The organism is Maritimimonas sp. 2205BS37-2, from assembly GCF_056591755.1.
Genome location: NZ_JBWQOI010000001.1, coordinates 1,117,563 through 1,139,923, shown reverse-complemented (window position 1 = coordinate 1,139,923; position 22,361 = coordinate 1,117,563). Strand labels below are relative to the sequence as shown.

At 32.4% G+C, this 22,361-nt stretch carries 20 protein-coding genes; 12 read left to right on the top strand and 8 right to left on the bottom strand.

Annotation, left to right across the window (positions count from 1 at the left end; genetic code table 11):
• The first annotated feature begins 1 nt into the window (after position 1).
• The 3 genes from wecB (at position 2) to AC1EUU_RS05450 (ending at position 4,173) form a co-directional block, all read left to right on the top strand.
• Entirely contained in the window at positions 2–1,081 is a 1,080-nt protein-coding gene (gene wecB / locus AC1EUU_RS05460) for a non-hydrolyzing UDP-N-acetylglucosamine 2-epimerase (protein WP_480200371.1), read from the top strand.
• Positions 1,082–1,096: 15 nt separating this feature from the next.
• A complete protein-coding gene (locus AC1EUU_RS05455; RefSeq protein WP_480200370.1) occupies positions 1,097–2,212 on the top strand; it encodes a DegT/DnrJ/EryC1/StrS family aminotransferase in 1,116 nt (371 codons plus the stop codon).
• A 71-nt stretch (positions 2,213–2,283) separates the two neighbouring features.
• On the top strand, positions 2,284–4,173 hold the full coding sequence (locus AC1EUU_RS05450; protein WP_480200369.1) for a polysaccharide biosynthesis protein: 1,890 nt from the start codon (positions 2,284–2,286) through the stop codon (positions 4,171–4,173).
• Here the strand turns inward: AC1EUU_RS05450 and AC1EUU_RS05445 are convergent.
• From AC1EUU_RS05445 to AC1EUU_RS05425, 5 genes are all read right to left on the bottom strand, one after another.
• On the bottom strand, positions 4,170–5,342 hold the full coding sequence (locus tag AC1EUU_RS05445) for a lipoprotein N-acyltransferase Lnb domain-containing protein (protein WP_480200368.1): 1,173 nt from the start codon (positions 5,340–5,342) through the stop codon (positions 4,170–4,172). The two genes, AC1EUU_RS05450 and AC1EUU_RS05445, sit on opposite strands and share 4 nt — an antisense overlap.
• Positions 5,343–6,461, bottom strand: coding sequence for a putative type IX sorting system protein PorV2 (locus AC1EUU_RS05440; RefSeq protein WP_480200367.1), 1,119 nt, complete (start codon positions 6,459–6,461; stop codon positions 5,343–5,345).
• A gap of 89 nt (positions 6,462–6,550) precedes the next feature.
• Positions 6,551–7,513 (bottom strand): YheT family hydrolase, encoded by a 963-nt coding sequence (locus tag AC1EUU_RS05435; protein ID WP_480200366.1) that lies wholly within the window; start codon positions 7,511–7,513, stop codon positions 6,551–6,553.
• Positions 7,513–8,253, bottom strand: coding sequence for a 5'-methylthioadenosine/adenosylhomocysteine nucleosidase (locus AC1EUU_RS05430; protein WP_480200365.1), 741 nt, complete (start codon positions 8,251–8,253; stop codon positions 7,513–7,515). The genes AC1EUU_RS05435 and AC1EUU_RS05430 overlap by 1 nt, the downstream gene beginning before the upstream one ends.
• Before the next feature lie 90 nt (positions 8,254–8,343).
• Complete coding sequence (locus AC1EUU_RS05425; protein ID WP_480200364.1) at positions 8,344–9,003, bottom strand: ABC transporter ATP-binding protein; 660 nt, start codon at positions 9,001–9,003, stop codon at positions 8,344–8,346.
• Between the two features lie 127 nt (positions 9,004–9,130).
• Between AC1EUU_RS05425 and sucC the strand changes: the two genes are divergently transcribed.
• Entirely contained in the window at positions 9,131–10,324 is a 1,194-nt protein-coding gene (gene sucC, locus AC1EUU_RS05420; RefSeq protein ID WP_480200363.1) for an ADP-forming succinate--CoA ligase subunit beta, read from the top strand.
• A 101-nt stretch (positions 10,325–10,425) separates the two neighbouring features.
• On the top strand, positions 10,426–11,139 hold the full coding sequence (locus AC1EUU_RS05415; RefSeq protein ID WP_480200362.1) for a DUF3667 domain-containing protein: 714 nt from the start codon (positions 10,426–10,428) through the stop codon (positions 11,137–11,139).
• Between the two features lie 42 nt (positions 11,140–11,181).
• Here the strand turns inward: AC1EUU_RS05415 and AC1EUU_RS05410 are convergent, their stop codons facing one another.
• The 3 genes from AC1EUU_RS05410 to AC1EUU_RS05400 all read right to left on the bottom strand — a co-directional run bounded on the left by AC1EUU_RS05410 (position 11,182) and on the right by AC1EUU_RS05400 (position 15,994).
• Positions 11,182–13,680: a M14 family zinc carboxypeptidase gene (locus AC1EUU_RS05410; RefSeq protein ID WP_480200361.1), complete on the bottom strand. Its 2,499-nt coding sequence runs from the start codon at positions 13,678–13,680 to the stop codon at positions 11,182–11,184.
• A 92-nt stretch (positions 13,681–13,772) separates the two neighbouring features.
• Positions 13,773–14,135 carry a PUR family DNA/RNA-binding protein gene (locus AC1EUU_RS05405; RefSeq protein WP_480200360.1) on the bottom strand — a complete coding sequence of 121 codons (363 nt, stop codon included), beginning with the start codon at positions 14,133–14,135 and terminating at the stop codon, positions 13,773–13,775.
• A 92-nt stretch (positions 14,136–14,227) separates the two neighbouring features.
• Complete coding sequence (locus tag AC1EUU_RS05400; protein WP_480200359.1) at positions 14,228–15,994, bottom strand: ABC transporter ATP-binding protein; 1,767 nt, start codon at positions 15,992–15,994, stop codon at positions 14,228–14,230.
• 154 nt (positions 15,995–16,148) lie between these two features.
• Between AC1EUU_RS05400 and AC1EUU_RS05395 the strand changes: the two genes are divergently transcribed.
• From AC1EUU_RS05395 to AC1EUU_RS05365, 7 genes are all read left to right on the top strand, one after another.
• A complete protein-coding gene (locus tag AC1EUU_RS05395; RefSeq protein ID WP_480200358.1) occupies positions 16,149–17,243 on the top strand; it encodes a Glu/Leu/Phe/Val family dehydrogenase in 1,095 nt (364 codons plus the stop codon).
• Positions 17,244–17,280: 37 nt separating this feature from the next.
• Complete coding sequence (gene nusB, locus AC1EUU_RS05390; RefSeq protein ID WP_480200357.1) at positions 17,281–18,219, top strand: transcription antitermination factor NusB; 939 nt, start codon at positions 17,281–17,283, stop codon at positions 18,217–18,219.
• Between the two features lie 48 nt (positions 18,220–18,267).
• Positions 18,268–18,735: a DUF1573 domain-containing protein gene (locus tag AC1EUU_RS05385; RefSeq protein ID WP_480200356.1), complete on the top strand. Its 468-nt coding sequence runs from the start codon at positions 18,268–18,270 to the stop codon at positions 18,733–18,735.
• 2 nt (positions 18,736–18,737) lie between these two features.
• Positions 18,738–19,061 (top strand): preprotein translocase subunit YajC, encoded by a 324-nt coding sequence (gene yajC, locus AC1EUU_RS05380; RefSeq protein ID WP_480200355.1) that lies wholly within the window; start codon positions 18,738–18,740, stop codon positions 19,059–19,061.
• A gap of 92 nt (positions 19,062–19,153) precedes the next feature.
• Entirely contained in the window at positions 19,154–20,107 is a 954-nt protein-coding gene (locus AC1EUU_RS05375; protein ID WP_480200354.1) for a CdaR family protein, read from the top strand.
• Entirely contained in the window at positions 20,104–20,685 is a 582-nt protein-coding gene (gene coaE, locus AC1EUU_RS05370) for a dephospho-CoA kinase (protein ID WP_480200353.1), read from the top strand. The genes AC1EUU_RS05375 and coaE overlap by 4 nt, the downstream gene beginning before the upstream one ends.
• A gap of 110 nt (positions 20,686–20,795) precedes the next feature.
• A complete protein-coding gene (locus AC1EUU_RS05365) occupies positions 20,796–22,361 on the top strand; it encodes a sensor histidine kinase (RefSeq protein ID WP_480200352.1) in 1,566 nt (521 codons plus the stop codon).

Below are 22,361 nucleotides of genomic sequence, written 5' to 3'. Positions count from 1 at the left end.
TATGAAACTAGATATTATTGCAGGGGCAAGACCAAATTTTATGAAAATTGCACCAATTATCGATGAGCTCGAAAAAGTAAAAGATAGAATTCAATATAGATTAATACATACTGGTCAGCACTATGATAAAAAAATGTCTGGTAATTTTTTTGAACAGTTAGGTATCCCAGAGCCTCACGTTAATCTTGGAGTAGGTTCGGCCACTCAAGCGGTTCAAACTGGACGGATAATGAAACGATATGAGTCACTGCTCTTGGAGGAACCCGCCGATTGGTGCTTGGTAGTTGGCGATGTAACCTCAACTATGGCATGTAGTATAGCAGCTAAAAAATTAAATATGGGGGTAATTCATGTAGAAGGAGGAATCCGTTCTAATGATTTGACCATGCCAGAAGAAATTAATCGTATGGTTACTGATTCGATTACGGATATTTTTTATACAACAAGTGAAGTAGCCAATGAGAATCTAAAAAAGCTCGGACATACTGAAGACAAAATAAAGTATGTGGGTAATACAATGATTGACACTTTATTAAAGAATATTTCAAGATTCAAAAAACCTAAGGCGTATCAATTTCTTGGTCTAGAGCCTAAAAAATACTTTGTAATGACACTTCATAGACCGGCTAATGTTGATGAAGAGAAAAAACTTAAATATTTGGTTGATGAGATTGTAAAAGGGGCGCGTAAAATGCCGATAGTATTCCCAGTGCATCCTCGAACAGTAAAAATTTTGGAAAATGTTGGTATTGAAGCTTCCAACTTGCATGTGATTGAACCACTGGGTTATTTAGAATTTAACTTTTTAGTGAAAAATTCTTTTGCTGTAATAACCGATTCTGGAGGAATTACAGAAGAAACTACCGTAATGAAAATACCATGTTTGACATTAAGAGATAATACTGAACGTCCAGAAACGGTTACAGTTGGAACGAATGAACTTGTTGGGACTGCGCCTGAAAACATTGCCCCCTATATGGAAAAATTGCATGGCGGTAAATGGAAAACTGGAGGAATCCCTAATTTATGGGATGGGAATACTTCTAAAAGAATTGTTGAACATTTACTTACTTTAATATAGGTTATAAGGAAGCTTATGAAAGAAAAAATTTGGTTGTCATCCCCGCATTTAACTGGAGAGGAACAGAAATATATTAAAGAAGCGTTTGATGCCAATTGGGTTGCCCCTCTTGGTCCAAATGTAAACGGGTTTGAACAAGAGATTTGTGAATATACAAATTCTAAAGCTTGTGCAGTTTTAAGTTCGGGCACGGCGGCAATACATTTGGCTTTGATTTTATTAGGGGTTAAAGAAAATGATGAGGTAATATGTTCTTCATTTACTTTTTCCGCCTCAGCCAATCCAATAAGATATCAAGGCGCTATTCCTGTTTTTGTAGATTCGGAGGAAGATACCTGGAATATGTCTCCTGAACTATTGGAGGGAGCAATTAAAGATAGAATAGAGAAAGGCAAGAAACCAAAAGCTATCATTTTAGTGCATTTGTATGGAATGCCTTCGAAAATGCAAGAAATATTTGCAATATCTGAAAGGTACGGGATTCCAATCATAGAAGATGCAGCTGAAGCTATTGGTTCAACCTATAACGGGAAGGCTATGGGAACAATTGGTGAGCTAGGAATTTTTTCATTTAATGGAAATAAAATCATTACAACTTCAGGTGGTGGAGCGCTAATAGCTAATGATCCTGAATATTGTAAGAAAGCCACCTTTTTAGCTACACAAGCCAGAGATAGTGCGCCTCATTACCAGCATTCACATATTGGATATAATTATAGAATGTCAAATATTGTTGCAGGAATTGGAAGAGGACAGTTAGAAGTTTTAAATGAAAGAGTGAGAGCTAGGAGGAAAAATTTTGAGTTCTATAAAAAAGAATTGTCAAGCATTGATGAAATTTCTTTTATTGATGAGCCAACTGGTTTTTTTTCAAATAGATGGTTAACAACAGTTATAACCGATAGTTTGGAAACAAGAGAAAGAATTAGGTTAGTGTTAGAAAAAGAAAATATAGAATCTCGTCCATTATGGAAACCAATGCACTTGCAACCAATCTTTGAAGGTTATCCTAAATATACAAACGGGGTTTCTGAAGATTTATTTGAAAAAGGCCTATGCTTACCGAGCGGGTCTAACTTAACTGATATTCAAAAAGAAAGAATTGTAAAAACAATTAAATTTGCGTTTTAAACGTTTTGATTTATATAATGTCTAATTAATAGATAATTACGACATTTGTATAAAATTAATGAAAAAGATCTATGCTTAATAGGCTCTTCAGAAAAGGAATTGATAGAAATGTATCTCGATGGGTAGTATTACTTATAGATATTTTTCTAGTTGTTCAAGCTTTTATTGGTGCTTATCTTATCAACTTTAATTTCAACCTAAACTTTCAACAATTTGGTTTCTTTGCTCAAATCGTTTTAATAACAATTTTAGCCACCATTAGTTTTTTACTTGTAGGGTCTTATAAGGGTACTGTAAGACAAACAGGTATGAAAGATGCCTTAAATGTTTTTTATGGTGTTAGTATCTTATTTGGTATATTACTACTAATAACTTCTTTGGATAGAGAATATAATTTCACAAACAGATTTGCCGTTCCTTTTCGTGTAATAGTTGTTCATTATTTACTCAATATTATAGTACTTATAGCAAGTAGATTTATTTTTAAGCGATTTGTACAACGAGTGCTGATGGCTTATAAACCACCAGTCAATACACTTATTTATGGTGCAGGTGATTCTGGTCTGTTGACCTATGCTACGCTAAGCAATGATTTAAATAACAATAATAACGTTATTGGATTTATTGATGATGATAAAAATAAAATCGGCAAAAAATACAATAGGGTAAAAGTTTTTCCTCCGAAAAATGTTACCAAAGGATTTATTGAAAATAAAAATGTAAAAGAAGTTATAGTCTCTATTCAGAATATTAATTCTTACAATTTAATGAAAATTGTAGATTCATTAATAGAACTTCCGGTAAAGGTAAAAATTGTTCCTTCTGTTGATAAATGGATAAATGGAGACTTAAGTATTGGACAAATTACTGAGGTTAAAATTGAAGATCTTTTAGATAGATCTCCGATAAAAATAAGTAACCCTATACTTCAAAAAGAACTTAATAACAAAACAATTCTAATTACTGGAGCCGCCGGATCAATCGGTAGTGAAATAGCCAGACAAATTAGCAATTATAATTATAAGCATTTAGTGATTTTAGATCAGGCGGAATCCGATTTATATAACGTTCAGCAAACATTTTTACGTAACAAAATCAAGAATTATTCTACGATTATAGCAGATATTCGTAATAAAGAACGGCTGAATGAAATTTTTAGCTCATTTGATTTTGATATTGTTTTCCATGCAGCCGCTTATAAACATGTCCCATTAATGGAAGATAATCCGTATGAAGCAGTTAAAGTGAATGTGTTTGGATCGAAAGTTTTAATGGATTTAGCGGTTAAGTATAAGGTGAAGAAGTTCGTAATGGTTTCTACAGATAAAGCAGTAAATCCTACGAATGTAATGGGTGCTACGAAACGTGTAGCAGAAATTTATGCCAGTTGTTTAAATAAAGAAAGTAAAACCAAGTTTGTTACTACGCGATTTGGTAATGTACTTGGTTCAAATGGTTCTGTAATACCACTATTTAAGAAACAAATTAAGGAAGGCGGACCTTTAACAGTTACACATAAAGAAATCACTAGGTATTTCATGACAATTCCTGAAGCGTGCCAATTAGTTCTTGAAGCTGGAGTAATGGGAAAAGGAGGGGAGATTTTTGTATTTGACATGGGAGAATCCGTTAAGATATTCGATATAGCGAAAAAAATGATCAACCTCTCAGGATTGCGTTATCCGGAAGATATTGATATTGAAATTGTAGGATTACGTCCAGGTGAGAAGTTATATGAAGAATTACTTACGAATAAAGAAAATACTATTCCAACTTACAATAGTAAAATAATGATTGCTAAGGTGGAAAACGTGGACTACCTTTTATCTAAGAAAAAAATCGTTGACCTTGCCAAATTGGATGAAAAGGATAAAGTAGACATTGTTATGAAATTAAAAGGTATTGTGCCTGAATATATCTCAAACAATTCAGAATTTGAAGAACTGGATAAAGTAGTTTAGCCTTTTATTTTTTTCATTAAAAATAGATACCTCACCGAAAGCATCATCAAAATAGGTGCTACAACCATATTAAATTCCTGTATTTTTAATATCCAAATCACTACTGTTGCAATTAATAATAGCAAAACGGCGAGTAAATAGTTTTTTAGCCAAGGTTTAAGCTCTTTTTTTAGAAGTAAAAAGGCAACGAAAACATTAGGCGCAAAAGCCCATAAAATGTTATAATTTTTGACTGTTGCAGTATGATCGGTGGCAAACCATAGCAGTAGCATAAAAATTCCTAAAACTCCTGTAATAAAGAACAGAAAAAAATCTAACCATTTACTTCTTTTAGCCTTCTTTAAATCTTTAAAGGTTGTGTATACTATCAACAATGCTATTAAGGCAAATAAAACTATAGGCCCATAAATAAAGGAAAGTTCTTTAGGCTTGGGTTTAAAAAGAATATTATTCTTCTTCACTAGCGGTTTCAGCTCGCCTTCGTTTTCAATCTTAGCGATGCTAAATGCCTTATAAATGTATTCGGGTAGAAAAATATATTCTTCAGATTTTGCTTTTCTATCGATAACAGAACCTAAAGCAAGATCGATTCCTAACTCACCCCAAGGCTGCGCTTCGGTATGTTTATGAATAAGACCACGCAAAGTATAATCGTACTGGTCTGCAAAACTATAATCAAAAGTTACCTTATCCTTTAAAACATTTTCAGAAACGTCGCGAAGTTTAGTTGCGCAGTTATCATAAAAAAAATCATACAAATAGCCTCTGTTTTCTGGCTTAGCATTATTTTGAAGATAATTAAAAAAGTCTTGTTTCTCTCTTAAAGTTAAGTTCAGAACTTGTTCCTTTACAGATCTATTTTGATTAACATAATATCTCAAAAAATTATGAAATCTATTAATTCCCAGTATGTATAATAACTTTCCTTCTGCAAAATTTCCGTAAAAATTAGGAGCATTAAAATCGTAAGTACCGTAGTTATAGGCAATGTCAATTCCTAATGACCTATCCTTTACTCTAATGGCACTATGCCCAAAAGAGTCAACCAAATTCTCCCCTGATCCAACTGTAATCATACTAATTTCAGCATTTTCAGATAAGGTTGCTTGTTGTGAAATTGATAAATTTCCAAGAGTTAAGAATAATACTAAAAAGAGAAGTTTCTTCATTTATCTAAAATAGCTAAAATCAACTTTAATGGAGAAGATATTTGAATATAATGTACCACTTGCACCTCCAATATTGGCAAGTGCATAATCAACCTGAATACCTTTATATTTAAAGCCTACACCAAAATTAGGTTCTATGGTCAATGACTCACTGCCGTTAAAACTTGTCTCATTTTGAAAATTATTAATCCCTCCACGTAAATAAACAATATCTAAATAATCAGCTTGAAATCCAAAAGAGGGAGTAATACTTGCAAAAGAAGACGATATTAAATCATTAGTTTCGGTGAATCGAATATTTAAATCAAGTTCTGTTAGTAAACCAAAATCACGAGCTATTTTAAATTTTCTTGCTACCCCTAATTGCATTTTTGGTTTTGTAATCTCAAGTTTTTCTGGAGTAACTGTTGGTATTACCTGATCATCATTTGTAGGATCTCCATCATTTAATAAATCATTGTTGAAATCATCATAAATGGCAATGATCTTGTCAAGTTCATCATTATCAAAAGACCACGCATTAAAAGTAGTTGTTATATCTCGAATCATTAACCCAAATTGCCAATTCTTAGATGAATATTGCAATCCGGCATCGATGCCAAAACCAATAGACGAAGCAAAATCACCTATGCGCCGTCTTACAACTTTTGCATTAGCACCGATATTGAAATTTTTTGACCATAAATTGATTTTACGAGCGTAGGCTATGTTTACGGCCCAATCGGCCGCCGAGAATAAGCTTATTCTATTATAATCAATAGTACCATCAACTATGAGATTGGTTGTATTTAAAATATCGTCGACTCCAAATCTAATTACGGAAGCTGCAATGGTGCTTTGATTGTCTATGGGTTTTGCAAAAGCCACATAATCATATTTTGCAATACCCTGAAAATATTCGGCATGCATTAAAGCGCCTTGATAATCTGTAATACCTACTAATCCGGCTGGATTCCAGTAAATTGCATTTACATCATTTGTAGCGGCTGCTACCGCCTTACCCATTCCGAAAGCCGAGGCATCTACTCCAATATTTAAGAATTCATTGGAGAATCCACGAATTGTTTGTCCTTGAACATAGATTGTTGATATTAATAAGATATACAGTAATTTTTTCAAAAAAATCAATTTATGCAAATATCACATATTCTATCTAAAATAACAGTGAATAGCATGAGATATTGCTTATATCATTATTATTTAGAGCATCATTTACTATCTTGAATAAATGATAAAATTCGTTGCTCACACCAGGGTAATTTACTTGTGTTAAAGTAGGTCATAAAACCTACATGACCACCATACTTAGGAGTTTCTAGGTGAAAATAAGAATGATCTCTCGCTTCTTTAATTGGATAGCTTTCTGAGGTGAAAAAAGGATCATCTAATGCATTTATTAGAAGCGACTTAGTTTTTATCGTTGGAATAAATTGCTTACAACTCGCTTTGTGCCAGTAATCTTCGGCGTTTTTAAATCCGTTAGCTGGAGCGGTATAGAAATCATCTAATTCTTTAAAAGTCTTAATTTTTTGAATGTAATCACGGCTTAAAAAACTGTTTGGAAATTGTATCGACTTTTGCAGTGCTTTTTCTTTTAAAGTTTTTAGAAAAACATTTAGATATAACTTGTTGGAAACAGCAGTCATTTTAGCAGCGGTTGACTCTAAATCACATGGAGTAGAAATAGCAATTCCGGTATTAATATGTGGTCTATCTTTTTCTCCTAAATATTTTAAGGTTAAGTTTCCTCCAAGGCTATAACCAACCATATGAAATTCATCATATGCACAATGCTGTTGTATGTAATTGAAAACCTCTTCAATGTCTTCAGTTTTTCCACTATGATAAGAACTAAACAATCTATTCGATTCACCACTACACCCCCTAAGATTCATAGAAACAGCATCATACCCATTTTTATTTAATTCATTGGTTAGCGATATCATGTAAGAAGAATTAGAACTTCCTTCTAATCCATGGATTAATAAAACCATTTTTTTTGATCCGATTGTAGAAAAATCTAAATCAATAAAATCTCCGTCATCTAATTCAACACGTCTTCTATTATATTGCAATTCTGGATGACAGAATACAGCACGATACATGGTGTTTACATGTCCGTTTTTAAATATAAACGAAGGGTCATATGTTGAATTTTCAATATAAGGCATTAGTTATAATATCTTTTTAAAATCTCCAAGGCATATTTCCCTGCGATTTTTTCAGAAAACTTTTGAAAATCGATGTGTGCATTATCATTTGCATTATCTGAAATAATACGAATAATAGAAAAAGGAATTTGGTATTCATAGCAAACCTGAGCAACCGCGGCTCCTTCCATTTCAACACATACAACCGATTGCAAATTCGAATTTATAAAATTTATTTGAGATTTGCTAGTGATAAATTGATCGCCGCTGGCAATATCACCTATTCTTACTTTAGGATTCTTTATACCGAAAATGGTTGCTTCTTTTTTTGAAATTTTTGAATTAAAATTATATAGAAATTCATTTGAGGCATTCAGTAATTTTTGATTTTTTTTAGAATCTGCTTCAAAATATGTCTTATTAAGCAGTGGAACCTCGAATAATTTAAATAGCGGAGAGGCGTCAACATCATGTTGAAACAACTTTTCACCGATTACTATATCGCCAATGTTTAAATCATTCGAAATAGCACCTGAAACACCACTGAAAATTAATTCATTTAATTCGTAGTCATTAATTAGCTGTGTGGCGGTAGTTGCCGCTGCCACTTTACCCCAGCGCGAAAAAACAAGTATAGTCTCTTTACCAAATAAGGTTCCTATGAAATAACGTCTTTTCCCTTTAATAACAGTTTCAACATTCTCTAGATGATCAATCAATAATTGAAGCTCTTCTCGCATGGCGCTCATTATAGCTATCATATCATGTACATTTTGAAGTTAGCATTGTAATTCTATTAATAATAAATACAAATACTTTATTGCTTGATATTTTAGGGTTAAGAAATTACCCTATACTATTTTTCCATCAATCATTTCCAATTTTCGATCTGCCATGTTTGCCAATTCTTTATTATGTGTAACAATAACAAATGTTTGATTGAATTTATCTCTTAGTTGAAAGAACAATTCATGTAGATTTTTTGCTGAAGTTGAATCTAAATTACCGCTTGGTTCATCAGCAAAAATTACTTTCGGTTGATTAATTAGTGCTCTTGCAACCGCAACACGTTGTTGTTCTCCACCTGATAATTCATTAGGCTTATGGCTGATACGATCTTCTAAACCCAAAAAGCTTAATAGTTTTTTAGCTTCTTGCTCTACGTCAGTTTTGTTTCTATTAGCTATAAAAGCTGGGATACATACATTTTCTAATGCTGTAAACTCTGGTAATAGTTGATGAAATTGAAAAATAAACCCAATATTCTGATTTCTAAATCGTGATAAGTCTTTGTCTTTTAGTTGTAAAACATTTTGATTATTCAATTGTAAAATGGTGTCATTCGTAAGATGTGGCTTATCTAAAGTGCCCAAAATTTGAAGTAATGTAGTTTTCCCGGCTCCGGAAGGGCCAACAATTGCCACAATTTCACCTTGCTTAATATGAAGATTTACTCCTTTTAGAACTTGTAAATCACTAAAAGACTTTGTAATGTTTTTTGCCTGAATCATCACCTATAAATAAATGCGGCGTGAAATTACTAAAACCAATTGATTTTGTAGAAAGTTTATTGGTAAAATCCAAGTCAATTTAGAAATGGTTTGTTATTTTTGTGGCGGTTATAATCAAACTTACAACATGAATTTACACGAATATCAAGGTAAAGAAATATTAAGCAGCTTTGGCGTAAGAACACAAAGAGGCATTGTTGCTCATAATCATAAAGAGGCAGTTGGTGCAGCTAAACAATTGACTACCGAAACAGGTACAAGTTGGTGGGTTGTAAAAGCTCAGATTCATGCTGGTGGGCGTGGAAAAGGAGGAGGAGTAAAACTGGCTAAAAGTTTAGCAGAGGTTGAATCTATCTCTGAAAATATTATCGGGATGATGTTAAAGACACCTCAAACGCCACCTGAAGGCAAGAAAGTACATCAGGTTTTGGTGGCTGAAGATGTTTATTATCCAGGTGCTAATGAGCCAGAAGAATACTATATGTCAGTATTGTTGAATAGAGCGACAGGTAAGAATATGATCATGTATTCTACGGAAGGTGGAATGGATATTGAAGCTGTTGCAGAAGAAACTCCTCATTTAATTTTTACTGAAGAGATTGATCCCTCAACAGGATTATTGCCTTTTCAAGCTCGTAAAATTGCGTTTAACTTAGGGCTTTCTGGTGGTGCGTTGAAAGAAATGGTAAAATTTGTTTCTTCGTTATATACTGCATTTGTGAAATCTGATTCATCGTTATTTGAGATTAATCCTGTTTTAAAAACTTCTGATGATAAAATCATGGCAGTTGATGCCAAAGTAACTTTAGATGATAATGCATTATTTCGTCATAAAGACTATGCAGAAATGCGTGATTTACGTGAGGAAAACCCAATTGAAGTTGAAGCAAAAGCTGCTGGACTAAACTATGTTGACCTCGACGGTAATGTTGGTTGTATGGTTAATGGTGCAGGATTGGCAATGGGTACTATGGATTTAATTAAAGAATCTGGTGGTGAGCCTGCTAATTTCTTAGATGTAGGTGGTACTGCTGATGCAAAACGTGTAGAAACAGCATTTAAAATAATTTTAAAAGATCCCAATGTGAAAGCAATACTAGTAAATATTTTTGGTGGTATTGTGCGTTGTGATAGAGTAGCACAAGGTATTGTTGATGCTTATAAAAACATGGGCGATGCTATTAAAGTGCCAATTATAGCGCGTTTACAAGGTACAAATGCTAAAGAAGCTAAAGAGTTGATCGATAATAGTGGAATGAAGATTATTTCTGCTACAGAGTTTCAGGAAGCCGCAGATAAAGTACAAGAAGTACTGTCCTAAGTTTTCTTTAATAGTAGAAACTAATTATAAATAACAAGAGCTGCTAAATGCAGCTCTTTTCTTTTGTTTGATTTTATTATTTTTACCGTAAACCGTTATTAATGGAAAATCACCTACCCGAATTGTCAGAAAATCACCTACCCAGACTTACCGTTAAGGAAATAGGGAATGAAACGCTAAAATTTTTCAATTTAGAGAAAGGACTTTTATTCACCTATCTATCTATGCTAAAGCACCCTTTAGAAACGATAACAACTTACTTGAACGTTGATAGAAGAAAATTCTCAAACCCTTTACAGTATATTTTATTCGGAGTTGCTTTATATACATTTATTTTAACTGTGCATCCTAGCTTTCAAGCTTTTATTGAAAATGTGTACAACTCAGAAAATGTTGCAAAGATTCAAGAAAAAGCAGCTTTCTTTGAAGCTTTTAAAAAAGCTCAGGCTGCATTTTTCTCGTACCAGAATGTCTTCTATATGATTGTAATTCCATTGATAAGCTTGATAACTTTTTGGATTTTTAGAAGACTATATAATTATGCCGAGAATTTGGCAATACATGCTTTTGTTTTTGGCACTTCAATGTGGACTAGTGTAATTTTAGGTACTTTAACATTGTTTTTTGAAAACTCATTAATCATGTTTCCAATATTACCATTAATATCTTATGCCTTGATTACGTACTTATTCAAAAGCATATATCAAATAAGCTGGTTCAAAGGTTTTGGTCTTATGCTATTGGTTTTTGGAACAATGATGGCGTGCTCAACTTTTTTTCAACTTGTTTTGGCCTTTTATTTTATGCTTACTTAAATTACTAGATCTTAATTTATCTTTTTTTTAATCAAACGAGTCTTACATAAATCTTCCAAAGAAAATAGCATTCATCATTAGCTTGTTTGTGCCATACCAAAAAGCTCTAAAATTGGTGTTATCTGTAAATACAATTACTTTTCCTTTACCCATATTGGCTTTTTTAAATGGTAAGGACCCCGATAGTTGTTTTAGATTTTCTTTGGAGACATAGCCACTTAATAAAGGGTTTTTGGTATACTGCAAAGCGGGTTTATAGGTACCTATACTATCTGGTTTTACAAAAACTGTTGTATTTCTAAATAAAGCTAATTTATTAGAATCATATCCAAAATTTACGGGATGACTTCTGTCAATGGCCGCTTCGAAAATGGCGCCACCAATAACCTGTGCCCCTCGAAAGTTAGATCGTTGTTCGAAAGCCACATTTTTAGTTTTGGACTTTGATTTTTTAAAATCTAATTTAATAAACTTGTTAGTATTTAACCAACGAAGGCTATTTCGATATCCTATTAGAGTACCTCCATTTTGTACATAAGACTTTAGTTTTTCTTTAACTTTCTCTAAGCTAGAACCCGAAGTGTTTGGTAAAATGATGGTATTGTAATTACTCAGGTTTGCATTCTGTATATTTCTTGTATCTAGCTTAGTAATAGGTATATTGTATCGAGTGTCTAACAAATGCCAAATCTCTCCGGCATCATATGAATTGATTCCATCACCAATTATAACAGCAATTTTTGGCTTTTTTAGAGCTTTAAAATTATTACTTCCAAGATCAATTCCTTTGGTTAATCCTGTTTCAACCCCATCAATATTAACTCCGGTTTCTTCGGCAAGATTCGTTAATAAGGTATATATGGTTTCAGACGATTTTCTTTGATTTTGAACAGGAACTAAAATAGTACCGTAATCATAATTTTTCCCATTTAATGTAAATGGTTTCATGGCCACTTTGGCACGAAGTCCTCTTTTGAGGATTTCATAGGTTAATTTGGGTGTGTAATATTCATGCCATTCGAAAAGATAGGCGTAGTCACTTTTGGCAGAGACGTTTCCTTTTGGAAAGGACAGATCATTAATTTCATTACCTAAACTTGATGCACTTGAAGCATAATTGTAATCTAAATCAAAGGCCAGCGGCAACGTCCATGCAGATACATCATAGAATAAACTATCTTTAAACGTTGTTCTTTTTTCGAACATTGCTTTAATCATCCTTGAATTTGCTTGATTCATAGGGATAATATAGCTATGGTCATTTTTAGAGTTTTTATAGAACTTAATATTTTGACGCTTTAGCATCTCAGCAAAATGGAAGGTTTTAGTACGATCTTTTTTATCACCAAATACAATTGCCTTATTTCTAGATTTTGTAACTTCTCTTTGAGCATTCTTATAAAAATCTCGTTGGTAATTCAATAATTTTTCTCGCATGTTTTTTCCGGCTCGAAGCGTTGACAATCCTGTTGTAAATTGATTTCTAATTGTAAAAGGAAATGATAATAACCCGTTATCACTATTTTGTAAATGTCCTCTAGAACTTGCTTGCTCAAATAGAATACCGATAGCACCGTTTATATCTGGAAAGGTAGAGCCCTTTCCATAATAGAAGTCATCATAACTTTCTTCAGAGTAATATAAAGAACCAATTTTATCTAAAGCAGCGGCATGATAAGTTCCTATTTCTTTAGTGAGTTGCTGATTCATTTCAGGAGTAAGTGGATGTGTGCGTGATGGAATACCAGGTTGAAAGAAAAAGGTGGCATTTGTGCCCATTTCATGATGATCGGTTAAAACATTAGGTTTCCATTGATGAAAACTTTTAATTCTAGCCTGAGACTCTGGCAATTGAGATACTAGCCAATCACGATTCATATCGAACCAATAATGATTTGTTCTTCCGCGTGGCCATGCCTCATTATATTCACGATCTCTTCCATCTGATATTAAATTTTGATTTTTATGAGTATTAACCCATGAGGCAAATCGATTTAATCCGTCAGGATTATAAGAAGGGTCAAATAAAATAATGGTATTGTCGAGCAAGTCATTAATGTAATTTCCTTGAGCAGCAGCAAGGTAATAAGCAAGTAATAATGATGCATTTGCGCCACTTGGCTCATTACCGTGTATAGAAAAACCTTGATATACTACTAAAGGTATTTCTGATGTATTTAACGTGGTAGAAACGCCGGCATCAGATAATTTTAAATGGTCGGTGCGTATTTGCTCTAAATTTTGATGATTTTTTGGTGAGGTAATTGTGAGTAATAAGAGAGGTCTATCTTCATAAGTGGTTCCTCTGTTCTCAATGGTAATTCTGTCTGAAGCACCAGCGAGTACTTTCATGTATTCTACTAGTTTATCATGAGATACGTGCCATTTACCAACCTGAAAGCCTAAAACGCTTTCTGGGGTAGGGATGTTTTGATTGTAGCTAATGTCTTGAGGTAGATAGTAGGAAAGCTCTATTTTTTCTTGAGAAAAACCAATAAAGTAAAAAGCGATTAGGGCAAGGGCGGAGATTTTTTTAAGCATTATTTTATGATTTGTGGAGTAAATATAAAAAAACCGTTCAATTTGCACTGAACGGTTTTTTAAATTACTATAAATAGTGAGTTAGTTACATTTTAAATATCATCAAAATCTACATCTGTGAAATTATCTGTAGATGTTTGCTCTACAGGAACTTCTTTTTGATAATCTTTTTGGTGGCGTTCAGAAATTACTTCTTCACCTTTTTCAGAAACAATAAAATCAGTTGCTTTTTCTAGCATTTCTTTAAACTCAGAAAAATCTTCCTTGTATAAATAAATTTTATGTTTTTTGTAATGGAATGATCCATCATCATGCGTAAACTTTTTACTCTCGGTAACAGTTAAATAATAGTCACCTGCTTTAGTTGATCGTACATCAAAAAAATAGGTTCGTCTACCGGCTCTCAACACTTGCGAAAAGATTTCTTCTTGTTCTACAAATTCTTTATCACTCATAATAATCTTTACTTAATGGATAGTAATCTTTTAAAAACAGTGAACAAATCTAAAAAAATAAATTACTAGAACAAGAAATAATTAATATTTCTTTAGTTGACCTCCGTTGATTGTTCTGTAAGTTGCTGGTTGTAAAGCTCTTGATAATACCCTTCTTGATTAGACAAAGTTTCATGTGTTCCTTGCTGAATTATTTTTCCCTCATCCAATACCAAAATAAGATCAGCATTTTTAGCTGAAGATACTCTATGGCTTACAATAATTGTAGTTTTATTTTTACTAATGCGTGCAAGGTTGTTAAGAATAATCTCTTCTGTTTCAGTATCTACAGCAGATAAGCAGTCATCAAAAATTAAAATTTTCGGATCACCAATAATCGCTCTAGCTATTGAAATACGCTGTTTTTGCCCCCCAGATAAGGTAACACCGCGTTCACCTACAAATGTCTCGTATTTGTCTTTAAACTCACTAATATTATGGTGTATGTGCGCATTTTTTGCTGCTTCTATAATTTCTTCATTTGTTGCGTTAACATCACCAAATTTAATATTGTTTTTTATGGTGTCAGAAAATAAAAAAGCTTCTTGAGGAACAAAGCCAATACTTCCTCTTAAGTCATTTAAGTTGATGTCTTGTATTTCTTGTTTATCAATTAAAATTTTGCCAGCACCTACATCATACAATCTTGAAATAAGGTTAATGATAGTAGATTTACCAGATCCTGTTTTTCCTAAAATAGCTAGCGTTTCCCCATTCTTGAGCGAAAAACTAATATCCTTTAAGGCAACAATCTCTGTATCAGTGTAAGTAAATGATACATTTTTGAATTCAATATTTCCTTTTACATCTGACGAGCTTACTGCGGTGTTTTTTATATCGGGTTTTACTTCTAAAAATTCATTAATTCGTTTCTGAGAAGCTTCAGCTTGTTGTACAATAGACGTTACCCATCCTACTACTGCTACCGGCCAGGTAAGCATATTTACATACATTATAAATTCTGCGATAACTCCAATACTGGCTATTTCACCATTAATGTATCGCATACCACCAACATAAATTACAATTACATTGCTTAACCCAATTAATAAGATCATTAGCGGGAAGAATAGTGCCTGGATTTTATATAAAGAAATGTTTTTCTCTTTACTCTCAATGGCCAAAGTATTAAATGAATTAAAAGTAGGTTTTTCGATACCATATGCTTTTACAACATTAATCCCTGAAAATACCTCTTGGGCATTCGTTGTTAATTTGGAAAGATATTCTTGGACTATTCTACTACGTTGATTAATTATGCGACTAATAATGTAAATTGAAACAGAGAGTATTGGCAATGGAAGTAAGGTATACATGGTAAGTGTAGCATCAATAGTAATCATGTTCGCAATTACAATTACAAACAACGTGATCATATTAATACTATACATTATCGCTGGTCCAAAATACATACGAACTTTACCAACATCTTCGCTAATTCTATTCATTAAATCACCAGTGCGGTTTTTCTTATAAAATTTTTGAGATAAGCGTTCGTATTGCTGAAAAATTTCATTCTTAAGATCAAACTCAATCCATCGAGACATTACAATGATGGTTTGACGCATTAAAAAAGTAAAAAAACCAGAAAGTATTACTGCTCCAACGATAAGTAGAATGTTTATGAGTAACTCATCTTTAACAACAGACAATTCGGTTACAACACCTTTTTGATATTCTTCAACAATTGTTAAAGATTTATTTACAAGTCGAGGTGTAAATAATGAAAAAATACGCGCAATTATAGTGGTAATGAGCCCTATGATTAGTCGGTACTTATATTTTATGAAAAATTTATTTAGATATTTTAAAGCTTTCAAGACGGTTCAGAATTCTAGTCGCGATATTAAAGAAATAAAAATAGTATTAAAATTAATACTAGTTAAAGAAGTCTTAAATTATTTTTTATGATAAAAATTATGCGTCAAAATGCTAAAAAATTAACTTACATTTGCAGCGATTTTTTAAGCATATATGACAACGGAAATTGTAGAAAGAAAAGATTTGAAAAAATTGAGTCCGGTCTTTGGAAACGCTTCATTTGATAACCATGAGCAAGTCGTTTTTTGCAATGATAGTGCTACTGGCTTAAAAGCTATTATTGGCATTCACAGTACAGTATTGGGTCCAGCTTTGGGAGGTACACGTATGTGGAATTATAATAGTGAGGCTGAAGCTTTACAAGACGTATTGAGACTATCTCGCGGAATGACATATAAGGCTGCAATAACAGGGTTAAACCTTGGAGGTGGTAAGGCCGTAATTATTGGAGATGCAAAGATTCATAAAAATGATGCTTTGATGCGTCGTTTTGGCGAATTTGTTCATTCATTAAGTGGAAGATATCTTACTGCGGAAGATGTGGGGATGGAAACCCGGGATATGGATATTATTAAAGAAGTTACACCTTATGTAACAGGTATTTCTGAGGAAAATGGGGGTGCTGGTAACCCATCACCAGTAACTGCTTACGGTGTTTTTATGGGTTTAAAAGCCGCAGTGAACCACAAATATGGCTCTGATGACCTTAATGGTAAAAAAGTACTTGTGCAAGGTATTGGACACGTAGGCGAAACGTTAGTTGATTATCTAACCAAAGATGGCGCTGAAGTGGTTATTAATGATATTAGCGAAGATAGATTGTTACAAGTAAGCAAGAAATATGGCGCTAAGATTCATAAAGATATAACCAGTGTTTATGGTTTAGATGTTGATATCTATGCACCTTGTGCATTGGGAGCAACTATAAATGACGCTACTATTAATACTTTAAAAGCTAAGGTCATCGCAGGTGCTGCCAACAATCAATTGGCGAATGAAAAAAAGCATGGGAAAGAATTAAAAGAAAAAGGAATAATATATGCTCCCGATTTTTTAATTAATGCTGGCGGAATTATTAATGTATATGCAGAACTAGAAGGATATGGAAAAAAAGAGATCTTTAGAAAGACAGAAAATATTTATAATACAACTCTAGAAATATTAAAACTATCTGAAAAAGAAAATATTACTTCGCATCAAGCTGCATTTAATATTGCACAAAATAGAATTGATTCAAAAAAGAACTAAATTTACCACAGCTAGCAAAACCACGATCTTTTAACTAATGCTCAACAGAAGACATATTCGTATAAAAGTAATGCAATCAGTATATGCACTACTTCAGTCAAAGAACGACGATCTTGTTAAAGAAGAAAAATTTTTAAACTTAAGTATTCAAAAAATTGAAGACCTCTATGTGTTAATGTTAGGCTTGCTTATTGAAGTTCGGGAGCTGGCAGACGAACATTTAGAAATTGGTAAGAAAAAATATCTTGCTACTTCAGAAGATAAAAACCCAAATCGAAAATTTGTAAAGAACCAGATTTTAGTGCAATTAATGAATAGCACATTTATTGCCGATTATTTAACCGATCATAAACTAAATAACTGGAAAGATCATAACGAATATATAAATGTAATTTGGGAAGAAATTAGAAAGAGTGATCTTTACAAAAACTATATAAACTCTCAAGAATTATCTTTTAGTGATGATAAAGAGTTTATTATAGCTATTTATAAGGAGATTATTGCGCCGAATGAGAAATTATTTGATTATTTAGAAAGTGAAAACATTAGTTGGGTTGATGATTTTCCTCTGGTAAATACGTTTATTACTAAGAAATTAAATAATTTAGGTAAAGGAAAGAGTTTAATTAAAACACCTTTGTTTAAGGATGAAGATGACCGACAATTTGTTTCAGATCTTTTAAAGAAAACAGCATTGCATCATACAGAGTTCACAGAAGACATTGATGAGAAAACTCCTAATTGGGATACCGATCGCATTGCAGAAATAGATTTAATCTTAATGAAAATGGCATTGACAGAATTTGTATATTTTCCGTCGATCCCTACGAAAGTAACGATCAATGAATACATTGAAATTGCCAAAGATTACTCTACTTCTAAAAGTAGCTTTTTTATTAATGGAGTTTTAGATAAGTTATCTAAAGAATATTCGGTTTCGGGTAAAATAAAAAAAATAGGGCGAGGATTGTTGTAAAATTATATAATTTTATCCTCGAGAATTTAATAATTTAAAATTTAATAAATGATGAGAATAGTAATAGTGGTTTTAGCAATGCTTATGTTTTCATTTACTTCATGTAAAGAAAATATAGCTGCGAAAATTAAGAAAGAGAATCTGGAAGTAGCAAAAGAGCGCGATTATAGAATGGGTGATGGGGCCGCGGTTATCACTTTTGATAAAAAAGAGCATGATTTTGGAGTAATTAACGAAGGCGATGTAGTAGAAACAATATTTACGTTTAAAAATACTGGAAAGACAGAATTGATAATAACAAATGCAACTGCTCCTTGTGGCTGTACAGTACCTAGCTGGCCAAAAGAGCCAATCGCTATTGGTGGAACGGGCGAAATTTTAGTGAAATTTAATTCTAATGGAAAGCCTAACAAACAAAGTAAAACGGTTACTTTAACTACAAATACTGCTGGCGGAAAAGAACAAGTAGTAATTAAGGCGGAAGTAACACCTAGAGCAAAAAAAGCGAATTCTTAACTATGACAACATTATCAATTTTTTTACAAGCTTCTGGTAGTGATTGGGGAAACTTTATCATGATTCCATTAATGTTTTTGGTCATTTACTTATTTATGATACGTCCTCAAGTGCGTCGTCAGAAAAATGAGAAAAAGTTTCAGGCTGCAATTAAAAAAGGAGCTAGAGTAATAACTACTAGCGGTATTCATGGTAAGATCGTTGACTTAAACGATACTGATAATACTTGCACTATAGAAACGGGTGCCGGAAAGATTAAATTCGAACGCTCAGCAATTTCTATGGAATTAAGTAAGAAGTATTCTAAAGAACCATCTAAAAAGTAATTTAAAGGAGCTTTAAATATCAAGTGGGTTTTGCTAGTAAAACCCACTTTTTTTATATCTTTAGTTTTTGAAATACAGGCCTATCTTCTTACATGAATTCGAAACAAAAAAAACTTAAGAACAATAAAAAATTACGCATTTTTATTATATTCTTATCAGTATCTTTATTGTTTTGGATGCTCATAAAACTTTCAAGGGAGTATACTGGTACTGCAATTGTTAAGCTCGAATATATAGATTTACCCAACAATAAATTATTTCAAGCAGATCCAATTAATGAGGTAGAAGTTACTTTGAGAGCTATTGGTTTTAAGCTATTTAAGCATAAAATAGCATCGAAAAAGATTCAAGTTAGCCTATCAAACATTAAACGTAAAAAAGGAACCATTTACTATTATAGGTCATCGCAAATTGTTGATGCTATTTCTAATGAATTTTCCAAAGCAGATATATTATCTCTTAAACCTGATACTTTATATTTTAATCTTGGAAGAAGCACCAGAAAGAAATTAAAGGTAATGCCAAACGTTAAGATAGCATATCAAAGCGGTTTTAACCTTTCTGGAAATTTGCAAATAGAGCCGAGTGAGATTACAATCTCTGGGCCTAAGGCCCAGATAGATTCGATTTTAACGATTAATACCAAGCTTTTAGAATTGAATAACGTTCATGAGTCAATAGATAAAGAATTAAGCTTAGAAATAGATGATAAATTTTCTAAAGTCAATTATTCAGCGAATAAGGTTAACATCAAAGGTGTTGTTGAAAAATTTACAGAGCGAACAATTACCTCAAAATTTAAGATTATCAACGCCCCGAAAGCATATAAGATTACGACATTTCCTAAAGAAGTTGAGCTGATATTTCAAGTAGGCTTATCAGATTTCAATAAAATCAACGAAAGTGATTTTAATGTGGTTTGCGATTATAGCGATTCTGATCAAAATGAAATTGATTATTTAATTCCTAAACTCGTTGGTAAACCTGGAATGATTAAAGATGTGAAAATAGTACCGAGTAAAATAGAATTTTTACTAGAAAAATGAAATTAGTAGGGTTAACTGGAGGTATAGGTAGTGGTAAAACTACAGTAGCAAAATTATTTTTAGAGTTAGGAGTACCTGTTTATGTGGCAGATGAGCATGGTAAGCGATTAATGAATACTTCTAAATCTATTAGGCGAAAATTAATAGCTGAATTTGGAGAAGCATCTTATATTAATGGTAAATTGAACCGTGCTTACTTAGCAAATATCGTTTTTAATGATAAGGCTAAGCTTGCTATTATTAACAGTATTGTGCATCCATCAGTCTCAAATAGTTTTAAACGTTGGACTAAAAAGCAGAATAGTAATTACATACTTCAAGAAAATGCATTACTCTTTGAAACAAGATCATATAAAAAATTTGACTTTATTATTACGGTTACCGCGCCAATAGAAACACGTATACAACGTGTTATGAAGAGAGATTTAGTAACAAAAAAGCAAGTAATGGCACGAATTAAGAATCAATTATCTGATGATGAAAAAATTAGTAAATCTAATTTTATTATTCAAAATCTGGATCTTGAAAAAACAAAAGCTCAAGTATTAAAAATTCATAAAGAACTGTTGAGATTTTAAATTTTAGAACAACTGTTAAATCTTAAAAAAGTGTTAAAAAAACAATGGTTTAGTTAATGTTAGTTAAAGAATTTAACTAGCTATAAAGAAAAATTAAATTTGTTCAAAAGATGAGCAAACGCATATTTATACTCTTAATTGTATTGATGAGTACTGCCTTGGTTGGTATTATCGCTGTTCAGATTTATTGGATTAAAAGTTCTGTTGAAATACGTGAAGAGCAGTTTTCTAATAATGTGTTATTAGCATTGGCTAGAGTGTCTGAAAATATTCAAGAAAGAGAGATTGATGATTATTTCGAAAAATATTCTGATATTGATAGTGCAAGTAGAATTTCTGAAAGTAAACAAAAGGAATTCTTTTATAGCAAGATAGATACTACTAGAAATGAGGTTTTTACATTTAGGCAGAGTATATTAGAAACTAATTCTAAGAATTCGTCGGCACTATTTGAAACAGACTCTATCGATTTTAAAACTTTTTTTGGTGAGCAAGAAAAGCAGGTTTCGAAAATTCTCTTTAATGAAACCGAAGACCTTGTGGAGCTTTCTCCCGAAGAAAGAATCTATAAAGTTGGAAAGAGAGATGATTATGAGAGGGTCTATTTTAGGAATGTTTTTAAAGAGATCGCTCCAAGAACTCCAATTTATGACCGTGTTTCAAAAAAAGAAATATTTTTTAATCTCGAAAGTGAATTACGAAAAAGAGGAGTTGATACAGATTTTGAATTTGGTGTATATGAGGAAGAATTAGCCACTAAAGTAAAATCTGAAAGGTTTAAAAAAGAAAAGAATAAAAGTTACGGCGTTCCTTTATTTATTGATAACGAAGGTGATAGTGATTATAAACTCTATGTAAGTTTCCCGGAAAAGGAAAAATTCATATTAGCGTCAATTGCGAATATTTTAACCTTGTCTGCGGTGTTCATTTTAATTATTATTTTGGCATTTGCGAGTGCTTTATACCAATTGATACGTCAAAAGCAAATTTCAGAAATTAAAACTGATTTTATTAATAATATGACGCATGAGTTTAAAACTCCAATAGCTACAATTAATTTGGCGCTTGATGCCATTAAGAATCCTAAGATAATTGATGACAAAGAGAAGGTGTTGCGATATGCAGGAATGATTCGCGAAGAGAATAAACGCATGCATGGTCAGGTTGAAAATGTGCTAAGAATATCTCGTTTAGAAAAAAATCAGCTAGATCTTAGTATGAATGTTGTAGATTTGAATGAAATAGTTGATGACGCGGTTACACATGTTGACTTAATTGTTAAAGATAAAGGAGGATATGTTAAGAAGCATTTTGAGGCATCGATAACCGAAATAATGGCAAGCAAGTTTCACCTCACAAACGTGGTGGTTAACATGTTAGACAATGCTATAAAATATACCGAAGATTCTCCTAAAATTGACATTTACACTGAGAATGTAGGTAATCATGTAATGTTAAAAATCAAAGATCAAGGCATTGGTATGAGTAAAAATGTACAAAAACAGGTTTTTGATAAATTTTATAGAGAACAAAAAGGAAATATACACGATGTTAAAGGGCATGGCCTAGGTTTGTCTTACGTGAAAAAAATTGTAGAACACCATCACGGCAGTGTTTTTGTGGAAAGTGAAAAAGGTAAAGGAAGTATTTTTACAGTTAAAATACCATTGATTTAA

Excerpts from the sequence above, each read along its gene's own strand:
- AC1EUU_RS05425 (WP_480200364.1), bottom strand. The coding sequence starts at position 9,003 with ATGATTCAGGCAAAAAACATTACAAAGTCTTTTAGTGATTTACAAGTT.
- AC1EUU_RS05375 (WP_480200354.1), top strand. The coding sequence starts at position 19,154 with ATGAATTCGAAACAAAAAAAACTTAAGAACAATAAAAAATTACGCATT.
- nusB (WP_480200357.1), top strand. The coding sequence starts at position 17,281 with ATGCTCAACAGAAGACATATTCGTATAAAAGTAATGCAATCAGTATAT.
- AC1EUU_RS05385 (WP_480200356.1), top strand. The coding sequence starts at position 18,268 with ATGATGAGAATAGTAATAGTGGTTTTAGCAATGCTTATGTTTTCATTT.
- AC1EUU_RS05415 (WP_480200362.1), top strand. The coding sequence starts at position 10,426 with ATGGAAAATCACCTACCCGAATTGTCAGAAAATCACCTACCCAGACTT.
- AC1EUU_RS05365 (WP_480200352.1), top strand. The coding sequence starts at position 20,796 with ATGAGCAAACGCATATTTATACTCTTAATTGTATTGATGAGTACTGCC.
- AC1EUU_RS05405 (WP_480200360.1), bottom strand. The coding sequence starts at position 14,135 with ATGAGTGATAAAGAATTTGTAGAACAAGAAGAAATCTTTTCGCAAGTG.
- AC1EUU_RS05435 (WP_480200366.1), bottom strand. The coding sequence starts at position 7,513 with ATGCCTTATATTGAAAATTCAACATATGACCCTTCGTTTATATTTAAA.
- wecB (WP_480200371.1), top strand. The coding sequence starts at position 2 with ATGAAACTAGATATTATTGCAGGGGCAAGACCAAATTTTATGAAAATT.
- AC1EUU_RS05450 (WP_480200369.1), top strand. The coding sequence starts at position 2,284 with ATGCTTAATAGGCTCTTCAGAAAAGGAATTGATAGAAATGTATCTCGA.
- AC1EUU_RS05455 (WP_480200370.1), top strand. The coding sequence starts at position 1,097 with ATGAAAGAAAAAATTTGGTTGTCATCCCCGCATTTAACTGGAGAGGAA.
- AC1EUU_RS05410 (WP_480200361.1), bottom strand. The coding sequence starts at position 13,680 with ATGCTTAAAAAAATCTCCGCCCTTGCCCTAATCGCTTTTTACTTTATT.
- coaE (WP_480200353.1), top strand. The coding sequence starts at position 20,104 with ATGAAATTAGTAGGGTTAACTGGAGGTATAGGTAGTGGTAAAACTACA.
- yajC (WP_480200355.1), top strand. The coding sequence starts at position 18,738 with ATGACAACATTATCAATTTTTTTACAAGCTTCTGGTAGTGATTGGGGA.
- AC1EUU_RS05395 (WP_480200358.1), top strand. The coding sequence starts at position 16,149 with ATGACAACGGAAATTGTAGAAAGAAAAGATTTGAAAAAATTGAGTCCG.
- AC1EUU_RS05445 (WP_480200368.1), bottom strand. The coding sequence starts at position 5,342 with ATGAAGAAACTTCTCTTTTTAGTATTATTCTTAACTCTTGGAAATTTA.
- sucC (WP_480200363.1), top strand. The coding sequence starts at position 9,131 with ATGAATTTACACGAATATCAAGGTAAAGAAATATTAAGCAGCTTTGGC.
- AC1EUU_RS05430 (WP_480200365.1), bottom strand. The coding sequence starts at position 8,253 with ATGATAGCTATAATGAGCGCCATGCGAGAAGAGCTTCAATTATTGATT.